This is a genomic window from Streptomyces sp. NPDC048257, from assembly GCF_043201855.1.
Taxonomy (GTDB): Bacteria; Actinomycetota; Actinomycetes; order Streptomycetales; family Streptomycetaceae; genus Streptomyces.
This window is the reverse complement of the sequence record NZ_JBICZI010000003.1, coordinates 511,189-525,961: the sequence shown is the minus strand read 5'-3', so window position 1 is coordinate 525,961 and position 14,773 is coordinate 511,189. Positions and strand designations below refer to the sequence as shown.

Sequence of the window (14,773 nt, the reverse complement as noted above, 5' to 3'; positions counted from 1 at the left end):
GCCCTGTGTGTCGTCGCTTGGGTGACATGGTACAGCGGAGGGCGTGGAGGAGCAGGGGCGGAGCAGGCGCCGGTTCCTGGAACCACAGACCCTCCCCGGCCCGCAGTCGCCCGCCGCGCGACGCGCCCCTCGCGTGCCCTTGGGGTGGCTGCTGCCGCAAGAAGGATCCGTCATCCATAGGGTGACGCCTCTCTTGTCATCCATTGGATGACGTGTTACAAAGGAGGCACGTTGAAGCGCATTGGCAGTTCCTGCCGCAACCAACTGGAGGTGTTTCGCGATGTTGATGCGCACTGACCCCTTCCGCGAATTCGACCGGGTCGCCCAGCAGCTCATGGGCGCGAACGGGACGTGGTCGAAGCCGTCCGTCATGCCGATGGACGCCTATCGGGAAGGTGACACGTACGTGATCGCCTTCGACGTCCCCGGTGTGAGCGCGGAGGCGATCGACATCGACGTCGAGCGGAACCAGCTGACCGTCAAGGCCGAACGGCGCCCCACGGCCAAGACCGAAAGCGTTCAGATGGAACTCTCCGAACGGCCGCTCGGCGTCTTCTCGCGCCAGATCATGCTGGCGGACACACTCGACTCCGAGAACATCGAGGCCGACTACGACGCGGGTGTGCTGACGCTGCGCATCCCGATCGCCGAACGGGCGAAGCGCCGCAAGATCGCCATCGGCGGCGCGGGCGACCGGAAGCAGATCTCCGGCTGATCCCGGCACCGCCGGCCCGAGCGCGGAGGACGGGAGTCCCGTTCCCCCCGGCAGCCCGTCCTCCGCCCCTTGCCGCCACTGGAGGAGCCACACATGACCTTGCGTCAGGAAGCATTCCTCGACCACGTCCGGGAACGGGGCGAATACAACACCCCCGCAGAGGCCGACCGCGCGGCCCGCGTCGTGCTGGCCCTCCTCGGCGCCCACGTCGTCGGCACCGACCGGGCGCAGCTCGCGTCGCGCCTTCCCGAGGCCTACGCACTCGTTCTGCTCAACCCCCTCCAGGCCACCGAACCCCTCTCCGCGGACCGTTTCGTCCGGGCCACCGCGGCCTGGATCGAGGGTGCCTCGCAGGCCACGGCAGCCTGGGATGCCAGCGCCGTCCTCAGCGTCGTTGCCGATGCCGCCGGCGAGGACCTCACCCAGCGCCTCCTGCTCCAGCTCCCGCCCGGCTACGACCTGCTGTTCGGCCGCCCGCAGCACGACTGACGACCCGAGCCCCCCGCGCCTCCCGGCCCCGGCCCGGCAGGCCCCGCGTACCCGCGTATCCCACCCGCCCACACACACGAGAAGGGTGCCCCGAGCCATGCTCCACCAGCCTGAAACCCTCCACCCGGCCCCGGGCATGACGTACGACCAGATGCTGGAGACCGTCCGCTACGAAGGTGCTTACCCCACCCGCGAGCGCGCCGAGGAGGCTGTGTGCAACGTCATGGGAGCCCTCGGCCGCCAGATCACGGGCGACGAGCGCGTCGCCCTGGCGGCCCGCCTGCCGGTGGAGGCCTCCCGCCTGTTGGTCTCGCGAGCCCCCGCAGCCGAGCCCCTCAGCGGATGGGCTTTCGTCAAGGACCTCGCCTCAGCGACCGGAGGCAGCCCGGCGACCGCCCGCTGGGAGGCGGGAGCCGTACTCACCGTCGTCGCCCGCCTCGCCGGCCCCTCCCTGCTGGCCCGGATCCTCAACCAGCTCCCCGACGGCTGGGCCCTCCTCTTCGGTCAGGCACAACTCCTCTCCCGGTCGACCGCGGCCTGAACGGCTCAGTGGCACGCGTCCATGCACCGGCAGCCACCCGTCGGGTTCGGCTCTGGTGCGTGCCGGCCGGTTCGGCCCGTCCCGGGCCGGGTCGCCTTCCATGAAGACCCGGTGCCCGCCGTCGAAGGTCGGCCCGCCCACGGTCAACAGCAGCCGACAGCCCTGCCGCTGCGGCGCACCCTCGGCGGCCCTTCGCCGCCGGTGCGACACTGGCGACGTGACGGACAGCGATCGGCAAACGGACCGGCGTGTGGAGCGGGCCATCCTGGAGCTGCTGGAAAGCCGTGGCCCCACCGCGACGATCTGCCCGTCGGACGCGGCGCGAGCGGCGTACGAAGGCGGCGGCGACGGCTGGCGCGCGCTCATGGAACCGGCACGCCGTGCGGCCCGGCGGCTGGTCGCGGCCGGCGAGGTGGAAATCACCCAGGCCGGCCGCCCCGTCGACCCGGCAACAGCCCGCGGTCCGATTCGTATCCGCCGCGCCCGCTGACAGGGCTGCCGCCCACGGGGTTGATTCCGGCGAACGCCACGAAGGCGGCTGCCCCCCCACCCGCCGCGGCATTTCGTGCCTGCCCCGCGGGGTGCCCGGTACGATCCGTCATCCGCTGGTCGCGCTGGGTACGGCGAGCGGGTTCCGCGGGGCCTTCTTCTTCGCCGCTTCCAGCCGGTCGCCGAGTTCGACGAGCCGCTTGCGTCCCATGGCCTTGCGGACGTCGGGGAACCACTCCTGTTCCTCTTCCTCGACGTGGTGGCGGACGTTCTCCATCAGGACGCTCATCTTGGCCTTGAAGCGTTCGTCGGAGGCGTCCATGTCTTTGAGCTCGGACAGCATCCACACCACGACGTGATGCTCCTCGATGCTCTCCAGAATGTGGTCCGTGGTGTCGGGGGCGGCCTCGCGGGCGGCGGGGTAGAAGACCTGTTCCTCGATCCAGGCGTGCACGGTCAGTTCTTCGATCACCTCGTCGGCGATCTTCCGCCGTTCGGTGTGGGCGTCATCGTCGCTCTTCTCGAAGCTCTTGAACAGCTTCTCGACCGTCTTGTGGTCCTCGCGCAGCAGCACGATCGCGTCCATCGCCGTCTCCCGGGTCGTGGCGTACGGGCATCGGTGCCGAGCGGGCACCGTCGCAACGATCGCCCGCTCGCGTGCCGAGGATCGCTGCTTGGGGCGCAGGACACACGGGGAGACCGCCCGCTTGGACCAGCCCCCACGAAGACCGCGCCCTCGTGCGGACCGCTGGGGGCGCAGGGGCGCGGACACCGAACGGGGCGGGCAGGAGCAGAGCGTCCGCGAGCGCCAGTGCTGGGGTCCGGGTGGCCCGAAATATGGGCTCGTTCGAGGAGTTCACGGGAGATCGCCGGGGCCGACGAGTGGTGGCGGGCACGGATGAGATGCCCCAGCGGGAGCCGGGCAGGCGCGAGGCCCCCGGCTCTCGTGGCCCGGTCTGACCGGGCGACCGCACGCCAGGGTGCCTGAATGACGTCGTCCTGGCCGGGCAGACGCCGTACGGATCCGGTGGATCCGCAACAGACGTCGCATCGAGTCGAGTGAAGGAGTCACCATGCCTCGCGGTTCAAGTCCCAAGCGTGAACGTCAGTACGAGCACATCAAGGAGAGCGCCGAGCAGCGCGGCGAGAACACCAAGCGTGCGAAGGAGATCGCCGCGCGCACCGTCAACAAGGAACGTGCCCGCTCCGGAGAGTCGAAGACCGCGAGCCGCTCCTCCACACAGGACATGTCCTCGTCCAAGCGTGGCGGACAGCGCTCTCACAGCGGCTCTCAGGGCCCCACGAAGGAGCAGCTCTACAACGAGGCGAAGCAGCGGGGCATCGACGGCCGTTCGAAGATGGACAAGGCCGAGCTCAAGCGGGCTCTCGGACGCTGACCGGCGCGGGGATGCCGGCGGTCGGAGCGCCGCGGGGCGCGCCCCGGCGCCCGCAGTACGAACCGTCGGCATCGGCCCGGTCGCGTAGGAGCGCACCGTGCCGGAAGCAAGGGCCGGGACTCCGGGCCCGGCCCCTCGCAGGGGTGCGGAATCCGGGCAAATCGCCGCAGCCGGGCCGTCCGAGCATGCCGCGGATCAGGTGCAGGTTGTCGACCTGCACGGCGGCGGCGCTGGCCTGGTGGGACGGGTAGAAGCCCTGGAGGACCGTGGAGAGGAGCCGTCCGGCCTGCCCGAGGAGAAGGGCCGCGGCTCGGATCTGCCGGGAACCGGCCACCTGATGTTCGAGGCGGTCGTAGCCCGCCACGTGGGCTTCGATGTACGCGGGGGGTCGATCCAGCCGCCTGCGATCACCTCGTGGAGGAGACCGTTCATGGATCGCGGCGGCCTCCGGCACCGGGCCCGGCCGCGGGAGGACCGGCGGTTCGGGCCCGGCGAGACGGTCCAGGACCCGGCTCCGCAGGGGGTGTCCCGGTTCCGCGGTGCGCCGGACGGTACGGCCCACGCGCAGCCGTCCCCGGCCGGGGCCGCATGTACGGCCGGTTCGCGGGAACCCGGCAGGGCGGGGGCGATCGAGCAGGAGGGAACAGTAAGCGATGGCATCAGCAGCCTCGTTGCCGGAGGACTCCGTCCGGGCCGGCACGCGCACGGTCACCACAGCCGTGCCGGCCCGTCTCGACCGTCTGCCGTGGTCCCGGTGGCACTGGATGATCGTGATCGGCCTCGGCACCGTCTGGATCCTCGACGGGCTCGAGGTCACCATCGTCGGCAATGTCGCCGGCCGTCTCGCAGAGGAAGGCAGCGGCCTCGACATCACCGCCGCCCAGGTCACCGGTGTCGCCGCCGCCCTCTACGTGGCGGGTGCCTGCTCCGGGGCGCTGTTCTTCGGCTGGCTGACCGACCGCTACGGCCGCAAGAAGCTCTTCATGGTGACCCTGGTCGTCTACCTGGGCGCGACCGCGATGACCGCGCTGTCGTTCGAGTCCTGGTGGTTCTTCCTCTTCCGCTTCCTCACCGGCTTCGGTATCGGCGGCGAGTACGCGGCCATCAACTCGGCGATCGACGAGCTGATCCCGTCCCTCTACCGGGGCCGGGTCGACCTCATCATCAACGGCAGCTACTGGCTGGGCGCGATCGGCGGCGCCCTGCTGTCCGTGGTGATGCTGGACACCGGCATCTTTCCCCAGGACCTCGGCTGGCGGCTGAGTTTCGCCCTCGGTGTCGTCCTCGGCCTGGTCATCCTGCTCGTACGCCGGCACGTTCCGGAGAGTCCGCGCTGGCAGTTCATCCACGGCAAGGAGGGGGACGCCGAAGAACTGGTGTCGTCCGTGGAGCAGCGGATCGAGGAGGAGAAGGGCGAGCGGCTCCCGCCGCCGGCCGGTGAGATCACCATCCAGCAGCGCAAGAGCATCGGCTTCGGCCTGATCGCCAAGACGGTCTTCGGCCGCTACCCGCGCCGCGCGATCCTCGGCCTGTCGCTCTTCATCGGGCAGGCGTTCCTCTACAACGCCATCACCTTCGGCTTCGGCACCATCCTCACGACGTTCTTCGACGTGCCGACGGGCCACACCGGCTACTACTTCGCCGTGATCGCCGCGGGGAACTTCCTCGGGCCCCTGCTGCTCGGAAAGCTCTTCGACACGCTCGGGCGCCGGATCATGATCTCCTCCACGTACCTGCTCTCGGGTGTGCTCCTGTTCGGTACGGCCTGGCTGTTCGACCGGGGTTCCCTCACGGCGACGACGATGACGGTCTGCTGGTGCGTGGTGCTGTTCTTCGCGTCGGCGGGCGCCTCCAGTGCGTACCTGACCGTCTCGGAGGTGTTTCCCATGGAGACCCGCGCCATGGCCATCGCCTTCTTCTACGCCCTCGGCACCGCGGCGGGCGGCATCAGCGGCCCGCTGATCTTCGCCGGCCTCACCGAGTCGGGTGTGGTCGGCGACACCGCGCTCGCCTTCCGGATCGGCGCCGCACTGATGTGCGCCGCCGGCCTCGTGGCGGTGTTCCTGGCGGTCAAGGCCGAGCGGCGCTCGCTGGAGGACATCGCCGAACCCCTGTCGGTGGCGAAGCCGGCTCCGTCCTCCGGCTCCGGCTGACCGCCGTCTTCGCCCAGAGCGCCGGCGGCCGGTCGCGGCCACCGCCGCAGGGCCCGCTGCGGCCACCGCCGCAGACGGGGTCCCCGGTCGGCCGGCGCGCGGCCGGTCGGGGACAGTCCGGCGGGTGCGCGGTGTGTCTGCGCGGCCGGTGGAGCCCCGGTCCCCTTCAATGGCGCGGCATGACCTTCTCCGCACTGCACCAGCCGCCGGCCCGCGCCGAGGCCCCGTACACCCGCCGGTCGGTCCTCACGGGAGCCTTCGCCCTGGCCGCTGCCGCGGCACTGCCGCTCGCCGCGGCGGGGCGGGCGTACTCCGCCACCGCCCCGGACATCATCGGCTGCGCCGCCTGGGGTGCGCGCGCGGCGTCCGAACCGGTCGTCGTCCTGGCCAACCGCCCGGAGCGGATCATCGTCCACCACACGGCGACGGCGAACGTGACGGACTACTCGAAGCAGCGCGCCTTCGCCCTCGCCCGCGCGATCCAGACCTACCACATGGACGCGCAGGGCTGGATCGACACGGGTCAGCACTTCACCGTCAGCCGCGGAGCCTTCGTACTGGAGGGACGCCACAACAGCCTGGCGGAGCTGCGCACCGGCACCCGCCAGGTGCGGGCGGCGCACTGCGTCGGCCAGAACACGGTGTCGATCGGCATCGAGAACGAAGGCACGTACACCTCGCAGACCCCGCCGACGGCGCAGTACGAGGCACTGGCCGACCTGTGCGCCCACATCTGCGACCAGTACGGCCTGCCCGCGTCGGAGATCTACGGCCACCGCGACTTCAACGCCACCTCCTGCCCCGGCGACCGCCTCTACGCACTGCTCCCGACCCTCCGCAAGGACGTCGCCGCCCGCCTCGGCACGGCTGTGGCGGAGCCGGAGGAGGCCGCCGATCCCCTCGGGGACCTGGTCCGCCAGGCCACCGGTCGGCCGGCCTCGACGTACGCGGAATACCTCCCGGCAGGTCTGCTGCCCTGACGGTCGGCCGCCCCCGGCCCGGGACACGGCGCCGTGCGCTCCGGCGGCGGGGGGCCTGTCCGCCAAACGAACACCAGCGTTCCTTCGTTTCCGGAGCTGTACGCCGCCCCGGACCCGGATAGCGTCGATGCACGAGTGGCCGCCGGCGAAGGACCACACCACCCGTGCATGGACGGAAGGACCGAGATGAACCCGCTGGCCGACCGCGGTCCGCACAGCGTCACGGTCGCCACACGCGTCGACTGCAGCGTGGTCACCCTCACCGGTGACATCGACCTGGACCACGTCGACGCGTTGAACAGTGCGCTCCTGGGGGCGTGCGCCGATCCCGGTGCTCCGGAGCGCGTGGTCGTCGACCTCACGCGGCTCAGGTTCTGCGACTCCGCCGGCCTCAACGCCCTGTTGCGCGCACGCTCGTTGTGCGAGTCGAACGGGCGCACCCTGATCCTCGCCCATCCCGGCCCGCAGTTCTACCGCCTGCTGTGCCTCACGGGTACCGATCAGCTGTTCCACCTCAGTCTTCCCGAGCCGGGCGAGACGGGCGAGGGGCCGGCCCGTACGGCGCCCTGACCGCCGCCGTCCTGTGTGTCAGCGGGTTCCGACGGTTCTGAGGGTGACGGAGGGCGCCACGCCGTACGCCTGACGGTAGGCGGCGGCGAAGCGGCCCTGGTGGGCGAAGCCCCACCGTCCGGCGACGGCGGCGACGCTCGTGGTGCCGGACGGCTCGGCGGAGCGGAGTTCGGCGTGGGCGCGGGCCAGCCGGACGCGGCGGAGGTGGCCGAGCGGCGTGGTGCCGGCGTGGCGGGTGAAGGCGTACTGGACCGCGCGCGGGGTGACGGGGACGGAGGCGGCGATGTCGGCGAGCGTGATGTCGCGGTGGGCGTTGGCCTCGATGAACGAGAGGGCGCGGCGCAGGGTGTCGCTGTGTGCGTCGCGGGTGTCGGGCGGGGCGGGCCTGTCGGCCCGGGCGGTGTTCGGCAGGGTCCCCAGCACCGTGGCCGCCAGGTGCTGGACGGCCGTGGACACCAGTAGTCCGCCGTCGTCGGCGCAAGCGGCGGTCTCGTCGAGGACGTGGTCACGGAGGTAGGCGACGGCCGCGCCGAGCCGCCGGTTCTCGGCCGGACCGACCGGCCGGGCCCCGGTGATCCGCACGTCCTTGTCCCCCGGCAGGGAGGCGACCCGGTTCAGCAGGCCGGGGTCGAACATCGTGATCGTGTACCGGGCCGCGCGGACCTGTCCCTCGTAGGGCCGGTCGTGGGGGGCGAGGAGGAAGGTCTCGCCGGGACCGTAGACCTCCTCGCGGCCGCCGGTGGTGTCCACGATGCTGCCGCTGTGCATCGTGACCAGACACACCTTGCCCAGGCAGCCCGCGTCGTAGCCCATCGTGTAGCCGAACGACAGACGGTCCACGCTGAGCCCGCCGGCCGCTGTACGGGAGATCCGCGCCCGGGTGTCGGAGGGGCGGCCGTGGATCTGCATGGGGGTGTAGGCGGAGGACAGGAACGCCTCTGTGGCCTCGAGGTCCCCGCTGTCGAAGAAGAGGTGCGTCATCCGGGCCCTCACTCACCGGTCTGCTCGGCGTGGTCTGCCGACGTCATCCGTCGCTCAGTATGCCGTGGTCCGGGCAGGAGGGGCGGGCCGCGGGGGTGCCTGGTCGGCCGGGCCGTGTGCGGTGGGTGTGGGGGAGTTCGGGACCCACAGGGGCGGCGCGGGGCCGCGGGCGGCCGCGTGCATCAACTCGCTGTCAGCTCAGGCGGGTTGATGCCCATCGGCTCCTCCGCGCCCTGCACGGGGCGGGGTTACAGCCGCCAGTACGTACCGGCGCGGGAGTCGACGTGCACCACGTGGCTGCCGACGCGCACCACGTGGTGGTCCGGGCCGGACCAGGAGCCGCAGGCGCCGTCGGCGGCGGGCAGCGGGGTCCAGATTTCGAGGAAGGTGGAGCCGTCCGGGTTGGTGCCCCGCTCGACGAGGTTCGCACCGTCCCACCGGAAGGTGCCGGCGTCTTCGCCGGGCTCGCCCGTGAGGTGGTGGAAGTGCACGTGCGAGCCGTCGAAGGACGTCGTCCCGGCGAACCCCCGGCTGTCGGCGTAGTACGACCCGGCCTGCAGCCACACCACTTCGCGGTCCTCGACGAGGGGGCCGCCGCCTCGGCTGATGCCGCGCCGCAGCCAGGCGCCCTGCTCGGGCACCGGGATGCCGGAGCCGGCCGGTACGTGCCCGGCGGGTACGCGCCCGGCCGGGCCGGGCTCAGGCGCGGTCATCGGCGGCGGGCTCGTCCACGGCCAGGAGCGTCAGCGGTACGTTGCCGCGTACGGCCTGCGAGTACGGGCAGACCGCGTCCGCCCGGTGCAGCAGGGGCTGGAGGTCCGCCGCCCGCCACCCCGGCAGGCTGACGGTGAGCGTCACCGCGAGGCCGTAGCCCGCGGGTGTGTCCGTGGTGCCGAGCTGCACCTCGCAGGCCACCTGTGCGGCGGAGGCGTCCGCCCCGAACTCGGCGGCGACCTCCGCGAGCGCGGAGGTGAAGCAGGCGGCGAAACCGGCCGCGAACAGCTGCTCGGGGTTGGTGGTGCCGGGCACCTTCTTGCGCGGCGGGGCGAGGCGGACGTCCAGGCGTCCGTCGTCCGTGCGGACGGATCCGGTACGTCCCCCCGCGGCGTGCGCGGTCGTCCGGTACAGGCTGCGGGTGAGTGGCACGGTCATGGCGTTCGGCCCATCTTGCTCGACGAGGACGCTGCCCGGGTGCGGACAGCGGACGGCGCTGCTCGTGCAGCACCTCGCGCGTCGTCGTGCGTAACCGGGTACGGCGCATCTCGTCCGGGGCCTTGGACCGGCCGCCGGACAATCTAGCAACGCAGTCCGTCGTCCGGAGCATCCGCCGCGGTGAAGTTCCTCACCCGTTGCCGGCCCGGCCCGGCCGTCGCCCTGGCCGCGGCCGCTTCCTACACTCACCCCGTGGATGCGATGAGATGTACCTACTGCGGTGGCGGTGGCCTGGAGCCGGGTTTCGTCGAGGATGCCGGGGAGGGGGCCCGGGGGTACGCGCGCTGGATCGCCGGGCCGCTGGAACGCGGCCTGTTCGGCGGCGCCAAACGGCTGGGCAGGCCCCGGCGCCGCATCGAGGCGTACCGCTGCCCGCACTGCGGCCACCTGGAGCTCTTCGCGACCGAATCCGTCTGACGGCCGGCCACCGGGCCGCGGCGGTCCCGCCGCGGCCCGGACAGGCCGGACCGTACGCGCCCGTACGTGCGCCCGCGCGCCTCCGCACGCCCCCGCAGGAGGTGGTGACGGCGGGCCGCCGTCCCACGACCATGACCGTCGTCAGCACAGTCCGGAACAACTCACTCGTCACGGGGGAACGATGGGAAGACGCTGGCTGGTCACGGGATGCTCCTCCGGCCTCGGGCTCGCACTGGCCACGGCCGCGGCCCGGGCCGGGGACGAACTGGCGGTCACCGCCCGCAAGACCGCCGACCTGGAGGACCTCGCCGCCGCCTGGCCCGGCCGCATCGTCCCGATCCCGCTCGAACTGCGCGACGCCGCCTCCTGCGAGGAGGCCGTCCGTACCGCCGCAGACCGTCTCGGCGGCATCGACATCCTCGTCAACAACGCAGGCATCGGCCTGTTCGGTGCGGTCGAGGAGGTCTCGGACGCCGAGTTGCGCGACCAGTTGGAGACGTTGGTCGTGGGCCCGTGGCGGCTCACCCGGCTCGTCCTGTCGCTGATGCGGGCCCAGGGCCACGGCCACATCGTCAACATCTCCTCCGTGGTCGGCCGGATCGCGTTCCCGGGCCTGGCCGCCTACGTCGCCGGGAAGCACGCCCTGGAGGGCATGAGCCAGACACTGGCGGTCGAGGCCGCCCCGCACAACATCCGCGTCACGGTGGTGGAGCCGGGCATGTTCGCCACGCGCTACGGCACGTCCATGGCGCGGGCGCACCGCCGGATCCCGGCCTACGACGTGACCAACCGCGAGATGCTCGAAGGGGCCCGCGGTCTCGCGGAGAATCCCGAGACCGGGCGCCCCGAGGACTTCGCCGCGCGGGTCCTCGACATCGTCGCCGCCCAGGGCCCGACACCGCTGCGGATCCCGGTCGGCGACGACGCGTACGGCTACCTGGACCTGGCCGAGCAGGCCTCCCGCGAGGAGTTCGCCGCGGCCCGGATCCTCACACAGGGCCCGCCTCCGCCCCCGCCGCCGGCCTGACGGCGGGGTGTGCGGCCCGCAGTCAGCGCGCGTGGTGCTGGACGTTCCGCTGACGGGGCACCCGGGTCAACCGGGGAGCGCCCGAGCGGCGGTGGTCGGCTCGCTGTCGACGGCCCGGGAAGGGGTTGCGCCGTACGGTGGCGCCGGGGGCCGCGATCAGAAGGCCGACAAGTGCGAGAACCGCGACGAGGATGAGCACGGTAACGAGGTTCATGTTCCTGCCTTCCGTCGGGTATTGACTGCCTGTCACTACATCTTGTTACCGAATTCCGAGCCGTTAAACACAGAGGGTGACTGGACATGTCGTCGGAGGCCGTGCCGGCGATGCCGGTCCGGCCCTCGCGGGCACGGCACTTGGCGCCTTGCCCGCACCTGTTCCCGCCCCTGCAGACCTCACGACGGGGAAGGAGTGCCGGGGCGGGCCGGCAGTGCAGTGCCGCAGCCGGAGCAGTAGCGGGCGTCGGCCTCGATCGCGTGCCGGTGACACCGGCCGCACACCAGGTGCAGTTCGCACGAGGGGGCCCCTGCCGCGGGATTGGCCCCTCCGATGCTCATTCCGGGACGCCTGCGGTGCACGGTCAGCACGAGCAGTCCCTCGGGACCGGCCAGCAGCGCCCGGGACGTGCCGCGCGGCAACAGGCCGAGGAATCCGGGGGAGAGCCGGCTCCGGGCCCCGTCGAGGGTGAGGGTGCCGGTGCCCGCGACGACGACCAGCATCACGTCGACCTCGCCCTCGGTGTGGGCCGCACCGCCGGTGCCGGGGAGGTGGCGCACCAGGTTCGCGTCCAGCTGCCGGTCGACCCCCTCCAACCGCCACAGCGCGCCGCTCTGCCCCTGTGTCACTGCCGCGGCCAGGCCCGCGACCGTTACGAACTCCATCCGCCGCCCAGGTTCCATCGACGTGCCCTTCGTGCCCCAGCCGTTCCCTGCCACACCAGCATGATCACCCATCCGGCACCGCGGCGGGGGCGGTCCGGGCGGCTGAGCGGACGAAGCCGAATGCGCCGGCGGAAGCCGCAGGGCGGCTTTGCCGGCGATCGGCCAGTGGTGGGGCTCGTGTTCGCCACCCCGCGGCGCCCCGTCGTCGTGGCCCGGGCCGACGGCCGGCGCGGGTCGGGCCCGGGCAGGATCCGGCAGAGACCTAGAGCCAGCCGTTGCGCCGGAAGGCGCGGTGGAGGGCGCCGGAGGCGACGGCCATGAGGGCCACGGCCAGCGGGTAGCCGTAGGTCCAGCCGAGCTCCGGCATGTGCTCGAAGTTCATCCCGTACACGCCGGCGACCATCGTGGGGATCGCGAAGATCGCCGCCCAGGCCGAGATGCGCCGCATGTCGTCGTTCTGCCAGGTGCCCACCCGGGCCTGCTGCGCGCCGAGGACGGAGTCCAGCAACTCGTCCAGGGTCCTCACCTCGATGGCCGTGCGGTCCAGATGATCGGCCACGTCACGCACGTACGGCGCGATCCTCGGCTGGCGGTCGTCCCCTGCGGGCCCTGCCGCCCCGCCCGGCCCGCCCAGGAGCCCTTGCACCACCGGGACGAGCGGCTGCACCGCGTCCCGGAACTCCCGGACCTCCCGCTTCAGTGAGTAGATGCCCTCGGTGTGGTCCACGCGCGACGTCGAGAAGACCTGGTCCTCCAACCGGCCCAACGCGGCGCGCACCCGGCCGGCCGCGTCGCTGTAGGCATCGACGACGACGTCCAGCACCGCGTGCAGGACGGCCCAGGGGCCGAGGCCGACCATGTCCGGATCGCCGTCGAGCCGGCGGGCGGCCTCGACACAGGGGTCGACCGTTCCGTGGCGCACGGTGAGGACGCAGCGGGGCCCGGCGAAGAGCATCATCTCGCCGGTCTCCACCGCCCCTTCCTTCTCGACGTACCAGAGGGTCTTCAGCGCCACCGACAGGATGTCGCCGAACCGCTCGAGCTTCGGGCGCTGGTGTGCGTGTACCGCGTCCTCGACGGCCAACGGGTGCAGGCCCAGCTCGTCGGCCAGCTGGACCAACTCGTCCTCGGGCGGATCGACGAGACGCACCCAGGCGAACTCGCCGTCGCCCAGACCCCGCACCCGTTTGAGGATCCGGCGGCAGCCTTCGTCCGGCAGTTCGCACTCCATGCTGTGCGACCGGCCCGAGTTCATGTCGTACACGACGCATTCCATCTCCCGCGCATGCTTCACAAACCCGGGTTCATGCGTTTTCGGTCGCCCCGGCTCCACCGGGACCGGCCGGCCGGCGCTCAGTGCCCAGGGCGAACGCCGGCTGCGGCGCGCACCGGTCGCGGGGACGCGACAGCCGTCACCGGGCGACGATCTGTGACGGAAGTCTGACGTCGTGCCGGTCTCCCTGGTGTCCCGCACTCCTGGGTGCTGCAATCAAGGGGTGACGACAGACCATCCCGACTTCGAGGGTGCCCCCGTCGGTCGCCGTCTGGTGCTCGGCATGCTCGGGCTCGGCGCCGGGGGCCTCTTCGCCGCCCCGCACCTGCAGCGCGGGATGGAGGCCTTCCTCGGGGCCGCCTCGGGCAAGGACCCGACCGGGCTCACGGGACTGCTCCCCAACGGGGGCGGCTTCCGCTACTACTCCGTCGCCACCTCCGTGCCGCGGAAGAACGAGCAGAACTACCGGCTCACCGTGGACGGTCTGGTCGAGCGCCCCGCGACGTACACCCTCGACGCCCTGCGCGCGCTGCCGCAGACCCGGGTCGTACGGGACGTCCAGTGCGTCACCGGCTGGCGGGTCCCCGAGACCGCCTTCTCCGGCGTCAGGTTGTCCCGGTTGCTGGACGCCGCCGGTGTCGGTCCCGGGGCCAGGGCGATCCGCTTCACCTGCTTCGACGGCACGTACAGCGAGAGCCTCACCCTCCCGCAGGCCCGGCGCGAGGACGTGCTGGTCTGTCTGCAGATGCAGGACGAGCCGGTCAGTCACTCGCACGGCGGCCCGGTCCGGCTCTATGTCGCGCCGATGTACTTCTACAAGTCGGCGAAATGGCTCTCCGGGATCACCGTCACGTCCGAGGTGCGACCCGGCTACTGGGAGGAGCGGGGCTATGACGTCGACGCCTGGGTCGGCGGGTCGAACGGACGCAGTGACACCCCCACCGTCTGAACCGGCCCGGAGGGTCGCCAGGTTCAGCCGGGCCGAGCGTTGGGTCCACCGCACGACGGCCGCACTGACGCTGCTGTGCGTGGCGACCGCGGCCGCGCTGTACGTACCGCAGCTCGCCGAGCTGGTCGGCCGCAGGGAGCTCGTGGTGACCGTCCACGAATGGGCCGGGATCCTGCTGCCCGCCCCCTTCCTGCTGGGTCTGGCCTCTCCCGCCCTCCGGGCCGATCTGCGCAGGCTGAACCGGTTCGGACCGCACGACAGGAGGTGGCTGGGGGCGGTGCGGCGGCGCGACCACCGGCGCGGGGCCCGGCCCGCGGGGAAGTTCAATGCCGGCCAGAAGGTCTATGCGTCGTGGATCGCAGGCGCTGCCCTGGTCATGCTGGCGACCGGTCTGCTGATGTGGTTCACACACCTGGCTCCGCTGGTGTGGCGGACCAGCGCCACCTTCGTGCACGACTGGCTGGCCCTGGCCATGGGGGTGGTGCTGGCCGGGCACATCAGGATGGCGCTGGCCGACCCGGAGGCACGGAGGGGAATGCGTACCGGATCCGTGGAGCGCCCCTGGGCGGAGCGGGAGCACCCGTTGTGGCTGGGGGAGGAGCCGGAGGACGAGCTCGCGCAACGGCCGGAGGAAGGTGCAGAGGCCGGATGAGCGGAGCCTTGTGGCCGGCTCGTGCGTCGGTCTTCCGGCGCGGGCCGGT

General features: G+C 72.1%; 20 protein-coding genes and 1 riboswitch. Of the genes, 12 read left to right on the top strand and 8 right to left on the bottom strand.

Features of this window, described 5'->3' with window-relative positions; genetic code table 11:
• Nucleotides 1–280: 280 nt before the first annotated feature.
• The 4 genes from ACGFZK_RS10140 (at nucleotide 281) to ACGFZK_RS10125 (ending at nucleotide 2,235) form a co-directional block, all read left to right on the top strand.
• Entirely contained in the window at nucleotides 281–715 is a 435-nt protein-coding gene (locus tag ACGFZK_RS10140) for an Hsp20/alpha crystallin family protein (RefSeq protein WP_393848387.1), read from the top strand.
• A 93-nt stretch (nucleotides 716–808) separates the two neighbouring features.
• Nucleotides 809–1,204: a DUF2267 domain-containing protein gene (locus tag ACGFZK_RS10135; RefSeq protein WP_393848386.1), complete on the top strand. Its 396-nt coding sequence runs from the start codon at nucleotides 809–811 to the stop codon at nucleotides 1,202–1,204.
• Between the two features lie 97 nt (nucleotides 1,205–1,301).
• Nucleotides 1,302–1,745: a DUF2267 domain-containing protein gene (locus ACGFZK_RS10130; RefSeq protein ID WP_393848385.1), complete on the top strand. Its 444-nt coding sequence runs from the start codon at nucleotides 1,302–1,304 to the stop codon at nucleotides 1,743–1,745.
• A gap of 217 nt (nucleotides 1,746–1,962) precedes the next feature.
• On the top strand, nucleotides 1,963–2,235 hold the full coding sequence (locus ACGFZK_RS10125) for a DUF3253 domain-containing protein (protein ID WP_393848384.1): 273 nt from the start codon (nucleotides 1,963–1,965) through the stop codon (nucleotides 2,233–2,235).
• Nucleotides 2,236–2,343: 108 nt separating this feature from the next.
• Here the strand turns inward: ACGFZK_RS10125 and ACGFZK_RS10120 are convergent, their stop codons facing one another.
• Entirely contained in the window at nucleotides 2,344–2,820 is a 477-nt protein-coding gene (locus ACGFZK_RS10120) for a hemerythrin domain-containing protein (protein WP_393848383.1), read from the bottom strand.
• Between the two features lie 487 nt (nucleotides 2,821–3,307).
• Here ACGFZK_RS10120 and ACGFZK_RS10115 point away from each other — a divergent pair, with 487 nt between their 5' ends.
• Nucleotides 3,308–3,631 (top strand): plasmid stabilization protein, encoded by a 324-nt coding sequence (locus ACGFZK_RS10115; RefSeq protein ID WP_393848382.1) that lies wholly within the window; start codon nucleotides 3,308–3,310, stop codon nucleotides 3,629–3,631.
• Here the strand turns inward: ACGFZK_RS10115 and ACGFZK_RS10110 are convergent.
• On the bottom strand, nucleotides 3,609–3,995 hold the full coding sequence (locus ACGFZK_RS10110; protein WP_393848381.1) for a hypothetical protein: 387 nt from the start codon (nucleotides 3,993–3,995) through the stop codon (nucleotides 3,609–3,611). The two genes, ACGFZK_RS10115 and ACGFZK_RS10110, sit on opposite strands and share 23 nt — an antisense overlap.
• 289 nt (nucleotides 3,996–4,284) lie before the next feature.
• On the opposite strand from ACGFZK_RS10110, the gene ACGFZK_RS10105 reads away from it, so the two are divergent.
• The 3 genes from ACGFZK_RS10105 (at nucleotide 4,285) to ACGFZK_RS10095 (ending at nucleotide 7,334) form a co-directional block, all read left to right on the top strand.
• Nucleotides 4,285–5,784, top strand: coding sequence for an MFS transporter (locus ACGFZK_RS10105; RefSeq protein ID WP_393848380.1), 1,500 nt, complete (start codon nucleotides 4,285–4,287; stop codon nucleotides 5,782–5,784).
• A gap of 179 nt (nucleotides 5,785–5,963) precedes the next feature.
• Nucleotides 5,964–6,764 (top strand): peptidoglycan recognition family protein, encoded by an 801-nt coding sequence (locus tag ACGFZK_RS10100; RefSeq protein WP_393848379.1) that lies wholly within the window; start codon nucleotides 5,964–5,966, stop codon nucleotides 6,762–6,764.
• A gap of 168 nt (nucleotides 6,765–6,932) precedes the next feature.
• The gene (locus tag ACGFZK_RS10095) at nucleotides 6,933–7,334 is read left to right on the top strand and encodes an STAS domain-containing protein (RefSeq protein WP_393848378.1); all 402 of its coding nucleotides are present in this window, start codon (nucleotides 6,933–6,935) and stop codon (nucleotides 7,332–7,334) included.
• 18 nt (nucleotides 7,335–7,352) lie between these two features.
• On the opposite strand, the gene ACGFZK_RS10090 is transcribed toward ACGFZK_RS10095, so the two are convergent.
• From ACGFZK_RS10090 to ACGFZK_RS10080, 3 genes are all read right to left on the bottom strand, one after another.
• Nucleotides 7,353–8,315 carry an AraC family transcriptional regulator gene (locus ACGFZK_RS10090; RefSeq protein WP_393848377.1) on the bottom strand — a complete coding sequence of 321 codons (963 nt, stop codon included), beginning with the start codon at nucleotides 8,313–8,315 and terminating at the stop codon, nucleotides 7,353–7,355.
• A 248-nt stretch (nucleotides 8,316–8,563) separates the two neighbouring features.
• A complete protein-coding gene (locus tag ACGFZK_RS10085) occupies nucleotides 8,564–9,028 on the bottom strand; it encodes a hypothetical protein (RefSeq protein ID WP_393848376.1) in 465 nt (154 codons plus the stop codon).
• The gene (locus ACGFZK_RS10080) at nucleotides 9,015–9,467 is read right to left on the bottom strand and encodes an Ohr family peroxiredoxin (RefSeq protein ID WP_393848375.1); all 453 of its coding nucleotides are present in this window, start codon (nucleotides 9,465–9,467) and stop codon (nucleotides 9,015–9,017) included. Before ACGFZK_RS10080 ends, ACGFZK_RS10085 begins: the two co-directional genes overlap by 14 nt.
• Before the next feature lie 75 nt (nucleotides 9,468–9,542).
• A riboswitch (guanidine-III (ykkC-III) riboswitch) is annotated at nucleotides 9,543–9,605 on the bottom strand.
• Nucleotides 9,606–9,728: 123 nt separating this feature from the next.
• On the opposite strand from ACGFZK_RS10080, the gene ACGFZK_RS10075 reads away from it, so the two are divergent.
• Both ACGFZK_RS10075 and ACGFZK_RS10070 read left to right on the top strand, forming a co-directional pair.
• Nucleotides 9,729–9,944 (top strand): hypothetical protein, encoded by a 216-nt coding sequence (locus ACGFZK_RS10075; protein WP_393848501.1) that lies wholly within the window; start codon nucleotides 9,729–9,731, stop codon nucleotides 9,942–9,944.
• A 181-nt stretch (nucleotides 9,945–10,125) separates the two neighbouring features.
• Complete coding sequence (locus ACGFZK_RS10070; protein ID WP_393848374.1) at nucleotides 10,126–10,971, top strand: SDR family oxidoreductase; 846 nt, start codon at nucleotides 10,126–10,128, stop codon at nucleotides 10,969–10,971.
• Between the two features lie 22 nt (nucleotides 10,972–10,993).
• Here ACGFZK_RS10070 and ACGFZK_RS10065 read toward each other — a convergent pair whose 3' ends face one another.
• From ACGFZK_RS10065 to ACGFZK_RS10055, 3 genes are all read right to left on the bottom strand, one after another.
• The gene (locus ACGFZK_RS10065; protein ID WP_393848373.1) at nucleotides 10,994–11,185 is read right to left on the bottom strand and encodes a hypothetical protein; all 192 of its coding nucleotides are present in this window, start codon (nucleotides 11,183–11,185) and stop codon (nucleotides 10,994–10,996) included.
• Nucleotides 11,186–11,364: 179 nt separating this feature from the next.
• Nucleotides 11,365–11,850 carry a hypothetical protein gene (locus tag ACGFZK_RS10060; RefSeq protein WP_393848372.1) on the bottom strand — a complete coding sequence of 162 codons (486 nt, stop codon included), beginning with the start codon at nucleotides 11,848–11,850 and terminating at the stop codon, nucleotides 11,365–11,367.
• Nucleotides 11,851–12,112: 262 nt separating this feature from the next.
• A complete protein-coding gene (locus ACGFZK_RS10055; protein WP_393848500.1) occupies nucleotides 12,113–13,105 on the bottom strand; it encodes a magnesium and cobalt transport protein CorA in 993 nt (330 codons plus the stop codon).
• 301 nt (nucleotides 13,106–13,406) lie between these two features.
• On the opposite strand from ACGFZK_RS10055, the gene ACGFZK_RS10050 reads away from it, so the two are divergent.
• Together ACGFZK_RS10050 and ACGFZK_RS10045 are read left to right on the top strand one after the other, a co-directional pair.
• Entirely contained in the window at nucleotides 13,407–14,072 is a 666-nt protein-coding gene (locus tag ACGFZK_RS10050; RefSeq protein ID WP_393848499.1) for a molybdopterin-dependent oxidoreductase, read from the top strand.
• Complete coding sequence (locus ACGFZK_RS10045) at nucleotides 14,014–14,724, top strand: cytochrome b/b6 domain-containing protein (protein WP_393848371.1); 711 nt, start codon at nucleotides 14,014–14,016, stop codon at nucleotides 14,722–14,724. The genes ACGFZK_RS10050 and ACGFZK_RS10045 overlap by 59 nt, the downstream gene beginning before the upstream one ends.
• Nucleotides 14,725–14,773 lie beyond the last annotated feature (49 nt).